Annotated in this window: 11 protein-coding genes; 6 read left to right on the top strand and 5 right to left on the bottom strand. The window is 52.8% G+C overall.

Features of this window, described 5'->3' with window-relative positions; all coding sequences use genetic code 11:
• Positions 1–98 precede the first annotated feature (98 nt).
• The gene (gene tssH / locus QMZ30_RS15895; RefSeq protein WP_283228115.1) at positions 99–2,720 is read left to right on the top strand and encodes a type VI secretion system ATPase TssH; all 2,622 of its coding nucleotides are present in this window, start codon (positions 99–101) and stop codon (positions 2,718–2,720) included.
• A complete protein-coding gene (locus tag QMZ30_RS15890) occupies positions 2,713–4,125 on the top strand; it encodes a serine/threonine protein kinase (RefSeq protein WP_283228114.1) in 1,413 nt (470 codons plus the stop codon). Before tssH ends, QMZ30_RS15890 begins: the two co-directional genes overlap by 8 nt.
• 1 nt (position 4,126) lies before the next feature.
• On the opposite strand, the gene QMZ30_RS15885 is transcribed toward QMZ30_RS15890, so the two are convergent.
• Together QMZ30_RS15885 and QMZ30_RS15880 are read right to left on the bottom strand one after the other, a co-directional pair.
• Entirely contained in the window at positions 4,127–4,525 is a 399-nt protein-coding gene (locus QMZ30_RS15885; protein WP_283228113.1) for a hypothetical protein, read from the bottom strand.
• A gap of 217 nt (positions 4,526–4,742) precedes the next feature.
• On the bottom strand, positions 4,743–5,381 hold the full coding sequence (locus tag QMZ30_RS15880) for a glutamate racemase (RefSeq protein WP_283228112.1): 639 nt from the start codon (positions 5,379–5,381) through the stop codon (positions 4,743–4,745).
• A 109-nt stretch (positions 5,382–5,490) separates the two neighbouring features.
• Here QMZ30_RS15880 and QMZ30_RS15875 point away from each other — a divergent pair, with 109 nt between their 5' ends.
• Both QMZ30_RS15875 and QMZ30_RS15870 read left to right on the top strand, forming a co-directional pair.
• Positions 5,491–6,123 (top strand): LysE family translocator, encoded by a 633-nt coding sequence (locus QMZ30_RS15875; protein WP_283228111.1) that lies wholly within the window; start codon positions 5,491–5,493, stop codon positions 6,121–6,123.
• Positions 6,120–6,674 (top strand): AAA family ATPase, encoded by a 555-nt coding sequence (locus QMZ30_RS15870; RefSeq protein ID WP_349306834.1) that lies wholly within the window; start codon positions 6,120–6,122, stop codon positions 6,672–6,674. The genes QMZ30_RS15875 and QMZ30_RS15870 overlap by 4 nt, the downstream gene beginning before the upstream one ends.
• Positions 6,675–6,753: 79 nt before the next feature.
• Here the strand turns inward: QMZ30_RS15870 and QMZ30_RS15865 are convergent, their stop codons facing one another.
• Positions 6,754–9,114, bottom strand: coding sequence for a membrane-bound PQQ-dependent dehydrogenase, glucose/quinate/shikimate family (locus QMZ30_RS15865; protein WP_283228110.1), 2,361 nt, complete (start codon positions 9,112–9,114; stop codon positions 6,754–6,756).
• 347 nt (positions 9,115–9,461) lie between these two features.
• Here QMZ30_RS15865 and QMZ30_RS15860 point away from each other — a divergent pair, with 347 nt between their 5' ends.
• The gene (locus QMZ30_RS15860; RefSeq protein ID WP_283228109.1) at positions 9,462–9,659 is read left to right on the top strand and encodes a hypothetical protein; all 198 of its coding nucleotides are present in this window, start codon (positions 9,462–9,464) and stop codon (positions 9,657–9,659) included.
• 257 nt (positions 9,660–9,916) lie between these two features.
• Positions 9,917–10,864 carry a GT-D fold domain-containing glycosyltransferase gene (locus tag QMZ30_RS15855; RefSeq protein ID WP_283228108.1) on the top strand — a complete coding sequence of 316 codons (948 nt, stop codon included), beginning with the start codon at positions 9,917–9,919 and terminating at the stop codon, positions 10,862–10,864.
• A gap of 54 nt (positions 10,865–10,918) precedes the next feature.
• On the opposite strand, the gene QMZ30_RS15850 is transcribed toward QMZ30_RS15855, so the two are convergent.
• Together QMZ30_RS15850 and QMZ30_RS15845 are read right to left on the bottom strand one after the other, a co-directional pair.
• Positions 10,919–12,181: a Fic family protein gene (locus tag QMZ30_RS15850; RefSeq protein ID WP_283228107.1), complete on the bottom strand. Its 1,263-nt coding sequence runs from the start codon at positions 12,179–12,181 to the stop codon at positions 10,919–10,921.
• Positions 12,182–12,386: 205 nt separating this feature from the next.
• The gene (locus QMZ30_RS15845) at positions 12,387–13,019 is read right to left on the bottom strand and encodes a DapH/DapD/GlmU-related protein (RefSeq protein WP_283228106.1); all 633 of its coding nucleotides are present in this window, start codon (positions 13,017–13,019) and stop codon (positions 12,387–12,389) included.
• Between the last annotated feature and the right edge of the window lie 71 nt (positions 13,020–13,090).

Raw genomic sequence — 13,090 nt, 5'->3', positions numbered from 1 at the left:
GCGCAATAAATTGCGCCGCTACGGTTTCATCGCCCTGGTAGCGGCGCGATTCATCGCGCGGGTTTCGTCTTTGTACCGATATTTAAAAAGGACTCACCATGTCAGATATCCGTCGCAATGTGTTGTTTAGCAAACTGAATCACACCCTGTTCACCTCACTTGAGAGCGCTACCGCATTCTGCAAACAGCGTGGTAACCCCTATGTCGAATTGGTGCACTGGCTGCATCAACTCTGGCAACTCCCCAACGGCGACTTACAGCTGATTGCGCGACGTTTTGAACTGGATAGCGACCTGATAAGCCAGGATCTGATCGCTGCTTTAGATCGTCTGCCACGCGGTGCCAGCGCCGTCACCGACCTCGCTGAACACATCGATAACGCCGTTGAACGCGCCTGGATCTATTGCTCACTCAGCATCGGAGAATCAAAAATTCGCGGAGGGCATCTGTTAATGGCCCTGCTGAAAACTGCGGCGTTAAAACACGTCACCGTCGCGATTTCCGGTGAGTTTGCACGAATTAGTGCCGATCGCTTGCTGGACGGTTTTAACGACTATGTTCAAAGCAGTGACGAGCAGCAGCAGATTTTGAGTGACAACGTCACTCAATCATCTGCTTCGCCAGCAGGTGAAAACGTGTTGGCAAAGTATGGACGCGATCTCACGGCTGAAGCGCGTGCCGGGAATATCGACCCGGTGGTAGGACGTGATGAGGAGATCCGTCAAATGGTGGATATTCTGCTGCGTCGGCGGCAGAACAACCCGCTGCTGACCGGTGAAGCAGGCGTGGGGAAAACCGCCCTGGCAGAAGGTTTGGCGCAGTGCATCGCCAGTGGCAGTGTGCCGCCGCCGCTGCAGCAAGTGCAACTTTGGTTGTTGGATATCGGCCTGCTACAAGCTGGCGCATCGGTGAAAGGGGAATTTGAAGCACGCCTGCAAGCGGTGATCAATCAGGTGCAAGCCAGTCCACAGCCGATAGTGCTGTTTATTGATGAGATCCACACGCTGGTGGGTGCAGGCGGCCAGCAAGGCACCGGTGATGCCGCCAACCTGTTAAAACCCGCGCTGGCGCGCGGACAACTGCGCACCGTCGGGGCGACCACTTGGGCGGAATACAAAAAATATATTGAAAAAGACCCTGCACTGACCCGACGTTTTCAGCCCGTTCAGGTGGCCGAACCGGACGAGCAGACAGCCATTCTGATGCTGCGCCATCTGGCACAACCGCTATCCCAGCACCATCAGGTATTGTTGCTCGATGAAGCGTTACAGAGCGCCGTACGCCTTTCTCAGCGCTATATCCCTGCCCGTCAGTTGCCAGACAAAGCCATTGCTTTGATGGATACCGCCTGCGCCCGCGTTGCGGTGAGTTTGCACCATCAGCCGCCAGAACTGGCCTTTTGCCGACAACAGCTGGCTGCGCTGCAACTGGAGATCGAGATTGCGCAACGTGAAGATCGCCTCGGTTTTGACTCCGCGCCAGCGCGCATCATGGCCGCACAGCAGCAACAACTTCTCTTGCGCAGTGAAGAGAAGATGTTAGATCAACGCTGGCAGCAAGCGTTGGCGCTGACACAGCAAATGAGTGCGCTACAAGCCGAACTGCAGATCGAACAGGATGCCGAACGCACCGCACGCTATCAGGCATTACAGCAGCAGCTGGATGCACTGCAAGGCGATACGCCGCTGACCTTCCCAGCGGTAGACAGCGGCGTGGTCGCCACCGTGGTCGCGGACTGGACCGGTATCCCCCTCGGCCGGATGCTACAGAGCGAACGCGATGCCGTGCTCAATCTCGGCCAAACCCTGGCAAATCGGGTAATTGGTCAACCCTCGGCGCTTCATGCTATTGCCCAACGTATTCAGACTTCACGCGCGGGACTGGACGATCCGGGTAAACCGATTGGCGTGTTTATGCTGTGTGGCCCTTCCGGCACCGGTAAAACAGAAACCGCGCTGGCGCTGGCGGAAACCCTGTATGGCGGCGAGCAGAATCTCATCACCATCAACATGAGTGAATTCCAGGAAGCGCACAGCGTGTCAACATTGAAAGGCGCACCGCCAGGCTACGTTGGATACGGTGAAGGCGGTGTATTGACCGAAGCGGTGCGCCGTCGTCCCTACAGCGTGGTGCTGCTGGATGAGATTGAAAAAGCCCATCCCGACGTACACGAGATCTTTTTCCAGGTGTTTGACAAGGGCTGGATGGAGGATGGCGAAGGCCGCCGTATCGACTTCCGTAATACGGTGATTATTCTGACCTCCAATATCGGCAGTGACGAACTGGCTCAGGCCTGTTCAGGTCATGCACCTCATCCAGACAGCGCGGCGCTCAATATCCTGCTGCGTGCGCCACTGCGTGAAGTCTTCCCGGCTGCACTCCTGGGAAGACTGGCGGTGGTTCCGTATCTGCCACTCAGTGATGAGATGCTGATCCGCATCATCGATTTGCGTCTGACAAAAATTCAGCAGCGCTTACGCGATCGCCACGAGATAACGGCAGAGTTCTCCCCCTCGGTGGCCCAGCAGATTATGCAACGCTGCACCGAAGGCGAATCCGGCGGGCGTATGGTGGACGCGGTACTGTCACAAACCTTACTGCCACAAATCAGCTGTCATTTGTTGAGTGAAGTCCCGACCACAACCCCAAGACATTTAAACATCGACTATCAGGATGCGGCATTCCAGCTCACTTTCAGCGCGGAGACAGCCCATGAGTGAAGCCAGCAGCAAATCGGTGTCACAGGCGCTGCCTGTCGGTTACCGCTTTAACGAATATGAAATTCAACAGGTAATTGGTGAAGGTGGCTTTGGCATTGTCTACCGCGCCTGGGACAGCGAGTTGGACCGCACCGTGGCAATCAAAGAGTTTATGCCGTCTTCGATTGCGCTGCGCGATGAGGATCACCATCTGCTGTTGCGCAGCGAGCGCTTTATGCGCCTCTATCAGGCTGGTTTAAACAGCTTTATTCAGGAAGCCAAAACGCTGGGGCGCTTTAATCATCCCCATTTACTGCACGTGCTGCGCTTCTGGCAGGCGAATGATACGGCCTATATGGTGACGCAGTTTTATCAGGGTGAAACACTCAAAAGCCGCTACCTGCGCGATTTTACACCCTGCAGCGAAACGGACCTGCGTGCCATGCTGTCGCCGTTGTTCAGTGCGTTGCAAACCCTGCACGATCATGACTATCTGCATCGCGATATCGCACCCGATAATATCCTGATCCAGCAAGATGGTGCCCCGGTACTGCTCGACTTTGGCTCCGCCTGTAAGACCATCGGTCACCTGACCGATAAAACCGAGATCATGCTCAAACCAGGCTACGCGCCGATTGAGCAGTACAGCGAAGGACGCGATGGGGATCAGGGACCCTGGACCGATATCTATGCGTTAGGCGCAGTACTGCACACGTTGATTTGCGGTGAAGCGCCACCGGTCAGCGTGGTGCGGTCGTTGAGTGACAACTATCTGCCGCTGGCAGAGCGGGGTCTTAGTGACTATTCCAGTGGTTTACTGCGCACCATCGACCAGATGCTGGCCTGCGAACCCGATCAACGTCCGCAGTCGATTGCTGAATTGCGTGACAGACTGATAGAAAACGACCGTGGCACAGAGGCTGGTGCGCCGCTGCTTACGCCCGCACAAGAAGAGCGATTTTTACCGGTGGTGGCGCCAGAGCAGACGGATTCGGTCCCCGCTGCCGTATCACCGCGCAAAAGTCGCACTGCGATCATCGGCGGTGGCATCGCTGCGGCGGCCCTGCTGGTGCTAGTCGGTATGCATCTATTCACGGCTGAACGCACACCTGATGTGGCCGTGGTTCCGGTAAAGGCTACAGGCAATAAAGTGACACCGTCACCCAAACCCACCCCGGCGCCTGCCCCAATGACACCGGCTGAAATCTACTTGCGTGCCTCGGATGCAACGCAACTTAGCCAGATTGAGATCAATGGCAAACCACAGGATACCGTGGATCAGGATGGCATGAAGCGACTCAGTTTAGCGCCCGGAGATTATCAGTTGCAGATTACACGTAAAGAAGGTGGGGTCTGGCAGCACTCACTGCATATTGATGACGGGAGCGGCACCTGGCTGATTAATGTGCCTACCCCCAGTAGCTGATTTACTCGACGACGTTACCATTCTCGCTAAACAGCACCTTGTCACCCTGCGCGTGGTGCTGTGACACCTGTAACGTCCAGATGTGGTTATCATCGTTGCCCGCACCGGCCGCCGGTGACAACACGTAGCTGTAGTCACCGTTACGGAAGATGTAGCCACGAAAATCGTGCGAAGGCCCGATGTTTAAGGTCGAGCCCTTCAAGGTTAATTCGTGGTGGTTCTTTTTATTGATCGAGTGGTAGACAATCCCGTCGCACTCCACGTCGCCTTCCACGCATTTACTGGTATCAAGAAAGACCTGATAGCTTTTACTGTCGAAAAACGGCTTTTTCACAGCAGGCGTCTGCGCCATCGCGTGGAGTGAAAAACAGACCAGTGATAAGGCAAGTAGCTTTTTCATAGTTTGATATAAATTCCTTTATGATAAACGTTCAACTCGCTTTTTCTGCGATTCACCAATCCCTTCATACGTACCCTACGCGGTAAGGGGAATATATGGCGTTATACGCAGAAGATAAATATTTCTGTTAATGATTGGGCTAATTCAGGACCATAAATGCGTGTCGTCTTACATCATTGCGCCACGCATAAGTGACGGGCGGCCTGAAGGCCGCACTCTACAAAGAAGTAACGACTTTGAGTGCCAGTTGCGGAATCGTTAAGGGACGTACTTCTGCGCGCATGCTGTCGGCCGCTGCCGCCATGGAGACCTGTGCTAACGCAACCTGCTGAGCGCCCTTCATGCGTCCCTGCTCTACGGCCTCACCAATCAACGCATGGTAACGCTGATGTTCACCGGCTTTGAAGGCGGTCCAGGCGTGTGGGATCAGTTCAACCTGTGGCTGTCTCTCTGCTGCTAGTCCAGGTGGGCAGAACAACGCGCGGGTCGCCGCCAGCGTGGATTCCGCTGCGCACAGCACCAAAGATGGCCCCGTCATTTGATGTAGGTGATCGGCCAACATCCGGTCGGTGCGATACACTGGGCAGCGATGGTCATCCGCGATAAAGCTGTCGGCTACCGGGCCAAGGGTGGAACAGGTGATGAGAATGGCGTCAAACCACGGCGTCAGGCTGTGCAGCAACTGATCCAAACGCTGCTGCTGTGCGGCTGCCATCCCTCCGCTCAGTTCCGCCTCGGCGAGCAAGTGTGGCATCACAATATGGCTGAGAGCGGTGGCGGGCAATCCCAGTGTCTTTGCTGCCTCATCGAACAGAGCGATATTACTGGCGGCCGTATGCAGGCAGGCGATGGTCATGATAATCCTTTAAGTTATTTCATGGGTTTAGGCGAAAGCTTCCGCAACCATATTGCTTTACACCATAATCATATTCAAAATTATTAAACATTTTTTCGCTGTTAAGCCGATGAATCTGCACCTGCTGGCCTTTATCATTGCAATCTTACCGGTGGCCCTGTCACCGGGGGCGAGTTTTACTCTGGCGATGAATAACACCCTGGTTGCTGGCTCTCGCGGGCTGGCGTCGATCATCATCGGTACTGCGCTCGGCATCTATACGCACGCGCTGTTGATCGGCCTTGGCATCAGCGCCCTGCTGCTACGCTCACCGATCATTTTTAATCTGCTGAGCGTGGCCGGCGCGGTGTATTTACTGTGGCTGGGTCTTCAGTTGTTGCGGCGCGGGGGCCACATTGCCCGGCCCGTAGCTTCACATCACAGTACACGCATCGGAATCAAAGATGCCTGGCTGGCAAATGTGCTCAATCCAAAAGCCGTGATGCTTTATCTCACCGTGGTGTCGCAATTTGCCGGTCGTGAACATGCCTTGGCGCACTACCTGTTATTGGCATCCATTCATGTCGCCATTATGAGCCTGTGGCTGATGATTATCTGTTTTACGCTGATGACGTCGGCACGCTTGATCAATATGCGCAAACTCGCCATCGCCATTAATCTTGGCGGCGGCATCGTGCTGATTTTCTTCGCCATCAGTAATTTGGTGCAACTGGCCATGACCCTAAAAGGATTTTCATCATGATTTCATTAAATGAATTGGGCCCACGCATTTGTATTCTTGGACCTTCAAACAGCGGAAAATCGACACTGGCCCAAGCTATTGCCAGCAAAGTGAAGCGGCCGATCATTCACCTTGATCAGCTTTATCACTTTCCTGATACGCAGTGGCAAGCGCGCGAAGAGGCTGAATTTCGCGAGTTGCATCTTAACGCTATCTCCGGAGAAAGCTGGGTAATGGACGGGAATTATGTTCGTACCCTACCCGATCGATTAACCCGTGCCAGCGGCCTTATTCTGCTTGACCTCCCACCAACCCAGCGATTTGTGCGCTACCTGCGTCGCACTTTGTTTGATGCCCAACGCATCGGTGGCGTTGTGCCCGCTAACCAGCGTGAGCATTTGACTTGGGAAATGACGCGATACCTGCTGCTGACTGCACGCAGTCATCGTTTACGCAATCAACAGATGTTCAACGAATGGACGCTGCCTAAGCTGTTGCTGAGCTCCTCATTGGAGATCACGCGAGCCTGTAGAGATTGGGAACTTCCCGACACACACAGTTCATCACGCTGAAATTAACCACCGTCCCTCGCGCAAAACGTTAAACAAAAAAAGGGCGCACCGGAGTGCGCCCTGTTTCAATGCTGCTTTATTACTTCAGACGGAACGCGACCACGCTGTCACCCGCTTGGGTACCGAGCGAGCCGTGACCACCTGCTGCAATCACCACATACTGCTTACCATCTTTACCCATAAAGGTAGATGGCGTGGCTTGTGCGCCAGCGCTGAGTTCGGTCTGCCACAACAGCTCACCGGTGGTGCTGTCGTAAGCGCGGAAGAAGTTATCCGCGGTGGCGCCATGGAACACCAGATCACCGGCGGTCAGCAGTGGACCACCGTGTGCAACCATCCCCATTGGGAAGCCAATTGGGAAACGGCCCGGCAGGAAGCTGGTTTTCAGGTTTTTGGTAACGCCAACACGACGTAACCACTCGGTTTTACCGGTTTTCAGATCCACACCCACCATACGACCCCAAGGTGGCGCGATGCATGGAATGCCGAGGCCAGAAGCCAACTGCTGAATGTGAATGGCGTAATCACCCTGGAAGTTTTCGTTCCAGTAAGGCTGGCCATCTTTGGTGAATAGGCGCTGAGTTTCGGTCTGCGGCGTACGTTTGATCAGGTTGTATTTGTAGGCCAAACGTACCGGTGCAGCAATCAACATCTGGCGCTGCGGATCAACCGCAACTGAACCCCAGTTGAACACACCAATGTTGCCAGGGAAGATCAGCGAACCGGCTTCGGTTGCTGGCGTCCACGGGTTGCCATCATAACGCAGCGAACGGAAGTCCATGCGGCATGACATCTGGTCAAACGGTGTAATGCCCCACATGGATTTCTCAGTCAGCGCATCAGGAATGAAGTTCAGGCTGGACACCGGCTGCGTGGCGGCAAATTTCTCACCGGGTACACCACCTTCGGTCGACACCTTAACTTGATTCACCGGATACACCGGCTGCCCTGTCAAACGGTTCAGCACAAACAGGTTGCCGGTTTTGGTCGGCAGGATCACCACAGGCTGTTTTTGGCCTTGGTAATCAATATCCAGCAAGGACGGCTGTGACGGGTTATCACGGTCCCACAGATCGTGATTAGAACTCTGATAACGCCATTTGAACGCACCGGTTTGCAGATCCAGTGCCACTAAGGCATCACGGAATTTCTCGGTGTTGCTGTTGGCATCACGCTCGATACCCACTTCATCCGGAGACGCGTTACCAAATGGTACATAGACCAGACCATTTTTCAGGTCTGCACTCAGCGTACCCCAGGCAACGGGCGTATCCTGCGGATAGTTCTGTCCTGCCGCAACAGGCGCCGTATTCTCCGGGTTGGCCGGATCGAAGTTCCAGACCAAACGCCCAGTTTCAGCGTCATAAGCACGGATCACGCCTGAAGGGTTACCACTGTTGAAGCCGTTGTCCATCACGGATCCACCGACAATCACCAGCTTACCGGCCACGAGCGGTGCTGCAGTTTGCATCAGCGCATGTGGACGCACTTCACCCATGTTGGCATGCAGATCAACAACGCCATTAGCGCCAAAATCAGCGCAAGGCTTGCCAGTATCAGCATCCAGCGCAATCAGCTGTGCATCCGTGGTGGCATTGAAGATACGCTTACGGCAAATTGCCGGTGTCGCAGCGGAATCTTGTGCTGCAACCGGGCTTTGCTCGTAATAGCTCACGCCACGGCAGGTTTGGTGCTGCTGCAGATAAGAACGATCTTTGTTAGGGATGTATTTCCACTTCACGGCGCCAGTTTCTGGGTCAAGCGCGTGAACCTCATTGTGCGGGGTGCAGAAATAGAGCATGCCATTGGCTTTCACCGGCGTGGCTTCGAAGGTGTACTCCGTCGCATCCGCATCCTGACGTAAATCACCGGTGTGATAAGTCCAGGCTACCTCAAGGTCTTTCACGTTGTCTTTAGTGATTTGATTCAGCGACGAGAAGCGCTGGCCATCTGTGGTGCCACCGTATGCGCTCCAGTCATTGGCTGCTCCCTGCTCGCTGGTCTGCTCACGCGCATTCGTGATAGTGCCTGCCTGCGGCAGCGGGTCGTAGAAGCAAAGGCCGATCACGACGACAATCATCACGATCACCGTGCCACCCAGGAAGGTGTGGAAACGGCGCTGACCTTGATACAGCGGTTTGACCACCCACGGCATAGCCAGCCACAGGCCGATGACACCAAACAGATCGCCACGCGGGATCCATTGCCATTTATCAAAGCCCACTTCCCAGATAATCCAGGCCAGTGTAATCCACATCAGCACCGCGTACAGTGCCAACGCGCTGCGCTGGTTTCTGAACAGTAAAATCGCGGTAATCAGTAAACCCACCGCCATCAGCGCATAGAACGCACTCCCGCCTAACATCAGCAATTTCCCACCCATATAGAGCAGCGCTAATGCCAGAATCGCAAGCACGATGCTGGTTAGTTTGTTAACCATGCCAATCCCTCAACGTTTTTCATCAATAACTACCCAAAATAAACCCACACAGTTTCAACAAAATTTTAACGTACGTTATCGAACAGTAAAAACCCGTTGCTGAGTGTGTCGTTAGCTCCGCTTATGAATGTAGCCTGGCTTATCACTGATGAATCGCGCTGCGGCTATAGTGTGACTGAAATCACGTTTTAGTTTTCGTAGAGAGAATTAATCATTAGTGAGGATAAATCGCATTTTTTGATAACGCCGCACGGTCAGTTTCGCAACAACCCCGGTTTTTGCGTGTTACGCATATCGATGTGCGGAATTGTTACTACGCCTGCTTTAGCACAAAAAAAGCGCAACAGATGATTGACTGGTATCAACAGCAAGCCTGTGATGGCTTCGTTATTCTCCCGACTTACATTGATGAAAACGAGGACCTGTTCCTCAGCGAAGTGGTACCGCGTTTACAGGATGCCGGGGTGTTCAGACAGGATTATTCCGCAGGCACATTGCGCGATCGTTTGGGATTGGCTAAACCGGCCAATCGCTTTCATCAATAAGATCTAATGAAATGATTTAACCTTTAACTAGATCGCCACTGCGATTATTCCTGGCAAAAATCGACGCAGTGGCGCTAATAACGCGCTTTTAATAACATTTTCATTTTACACCCATTCATTTCATTACCCTCAAATTGATTAGCAACTGCCAACTCGATTTATTTTAAGACTTTACCCAGCCTGATATTGCCAATAGAGCGTGATATAAATCACGCGACTGCACTGCGGCAAGGCCGCTAATAACAAGAAGGCTTATTATGATCAGCGCAGAATATTTTTATCAAAAATTACGCTTCACTTTCAAACTCTCACATGCAGCATTGATGTTTCCAGCCGCCAATGCACGGGCTAAGCAGTATAAGGTCTTATCCGCGGAACAGACCATTGACCTGCTGCTCAGCAATAACAAACTCTCATTAAGCCGCTATGGCGCAGGGGAACTGGAGATGACGCTATTTAACAGCCAAAGTTATCAACCCTGGGATGAAAGATTGTCAATTCGCCTGAAAGAGATACTGCGTCGGGCAACGCAACCGAATAATCCTTGTTTAGTTTGTTTACCGGATGCGTTCCGTAGTTCGGATAATATCGGCTTTGGTTCGGCCCTGTTTTGGTTTTTCCATAAAGCCTTTTTCTTCCGCCACTATGAAAACTTATTAAAAAAAGAATACCAATACGGTAATACCTCGGTAACAGGTCCATATACCTTGCTTCAAGGTCAAGACCAAAACCCGATATTCAATAAGTTTAAAAAGCTATTCAAAAATAAGAAAATACTGATCGTTGAAGGCAAACATTCGCATTTGGAACCCGGAAACGAATTACTGGCAGATGCGCTGGAAGTCAAACGCATTACCACGCTGAATCGTCATGCCTTCTCTGTGTATAACGATCTCTATTGTTCCGTGCTATCCCATGCGCGTGATTTCGATATGGTGTTGATGTCACTGGGCCCAACGGCGACGGTATTGGCCTACGATCTTAGCCAGCATGGCATCCGCTGTATCGATATGGGTCAAATGGAGGGTGAGCACGACACGATGCGTCTTTCATCGCTCAATAACCTGACTTACGTGGACAAAAATAGTGATTTAGTGGGGCAGCAGGAACCCGACGCACTGTATCGAAGCCAGGTATTGCTGCACGTCGGTTTGCCCGTCGAAGCAGAACTGAGTGCCCCTATGCTCCAACAGCCTTTGATGTAAGTCAGATCGCAAGCAATCGCAAAAATACATATTTTTGCGATTGCTTGCGTTATCTCAGCGTTTATTCAGCCACTCTTTGAGTTTTCTCAGTGAAACGGGGGCTTGATACACCGTCCCTTTTCCCTCTTTGATTGGCCTCAACAGCCCTTGCTCGGCGAGACTTTTCAACCGACTGCGCGCGGTGTTATCAGCAATACCTAACCGTGATTTCACCGCCGCTGCACTCAATAACGAACCTGGCGCGTGCAATGCAATCGCCATAATATCCAGTTCGCCCTTGGCCAAGGCTTTGTTTTCTTCTACCCATTTCACCAGCAGAGCACGTTCCTGATGCAGTGTGGTGATTTGCTCAGTAAAGGCCTTAACCGCACGCATCACCACATCACACTGGAATTGCACAAAATAGGTGAGATCAAGTTCATCCGTTTCGCTGTAAAGGTAGGACATCCCGTATTTAATCGCTGCCGCTTTAAGCAGTTTACTGATCGATATATAGCGAAAAGCATGATACCCACGGCGAATGAGATAGTGGTAGAACAAGCCGCGCGCGGTGCGCCCATTGCCATCATTGAAAGGATGAATGTAACCAATGGCAAAATGCATAATACAGGCGACCAGCAAGGGATGGGTGCCCTGCTGTTCAAGAAATTCAACTTCAGCACAGAGGGCATGCAGCATGCCATCGACCAAAGAGTAATCCGGTGGTTGATGGATGATTTCACCGTCCCGACCGGCGACAAAAATATCGTTGTTTCTGCGCACCTCCCCAGGCCGATATTTTTCATCATTGATGCCCGCGCACGCGATATGGTGCATGTTCAAAATATCATCGCGCGTTAATGGCCCATCCCCCATGGCCGTAATGTGCTGCATGAGACGCCAGTTGCCCATGATCATGCTTTCGTCTTCATTGCGCGGTTCACGCCCCACCGCCAGCAGTTCCATCGCAACCCGGGAAGTCGTAGCAGCCCCCTCTAGCTGACTGGAGGAGATCGCCTCCTCCATGATTAATTGCGACATTAAGTAGGACGCCGCATCCTCATCCGTAGGCTCTCCGTTACGTGCAAACGTCGTGCGATCGACCAACGAGATTGCCGCGTTAATACGCGTGGTGAAATTGACGCTCACTTCCTGAGAGGCAATCACAAAATGGTGAGCCGTACTGCGCCGTTTGAACTTCAACGCACTCCACAGCGCCAGCCGTTCATCCGCATCACTGATACGGCGGTATAACTCATCAAAGTGAAGGTAGCGTGCATCCCACTCGCTGTATCGGCTGAGCAGATCAGCTATATCATTGCTGCTCTGTTGTTTCATGAGTTGTGTCGGCGGGCGGCGCAGTTTCATCGCAAGCAATCTCAAAAATGATGTTTTTTGAGTTTACTTGAGATTCATTCGGGTGACAAACTTCATGATAAATAAATTAACTATATGAATTAATTGATTTATATAGATGCTGCCGCAGCCAAAAAACGCCTGCAAGCCGATACCCCTGCGGTGGCGGCACAGCAGGCAATGTAAGCTATACCGCGTGCCGCTGGCAGAACGCCGCAATATCGGGTGACTGAAAATCAGCCAGATGCGCCATCAGCTTCTCCAGCGGCCAGTTCCACCACGCAATCGCCTGCAGTTGCAGAGCGATATCCGGCGTAAAACGACCGCGAATCACTTTCGCCGGGATGCCGCCAACGATGGTATAGGGTGCCACATCTTTCGTGACCACCGCGCCTGCCGCCAGCACCGCACCATCCCCCACGGTTACGCCAGGCAGCACAATCACGCCGTGGCCAATCCACACATCGTTGCCGATGATGACGCGGTCGGCACGGCGGTCGGCAAAAAATCCTGCATCCCGTTCTGCCTGGTTGTCGTAATATTCCGGGCAGTAGGTAAAACGGTGCTGGGAAGCGCGGTCCATCGGATGATTCGGCGCACCGATACGCACCTGATTGGCGATAGCGGTAAAACGGCCAATCTGCGCATCGGCAACGCAGCAGTGCTCACCGAGGTAGGAAAAATCACCCAGTTCGCTGTATTCCAGATAACTCTCTGCCAGGATTTCACATTGCTGACCAATGTGGGTTTCGCGCATACGCACGCTGGGATCGATAACAGTGTGTTGCAGTTTTGCCGGTTGAACAGCAGCGAGTGCCATAGAGAGCTCCAATGTGGTCAGATGTCTGGATAACGGGTTGTACCAGGTCAACCGCGAAGCACAACACTAAA

This window comes from Pantoea sp. EA-12 (genome assembly GCF_030053355.1).
Lineage (GTDB): Bacteria > Pseudomonadota > Gammaproteobacteria > Enterobacterales > Enterobacteriaceae > Pantoea > Pantoea vagans_C.
Note: the sequence above shows the minus strand (reverse complement) of the source record. Positions and strands in the feature narration are given on the sequence as shown.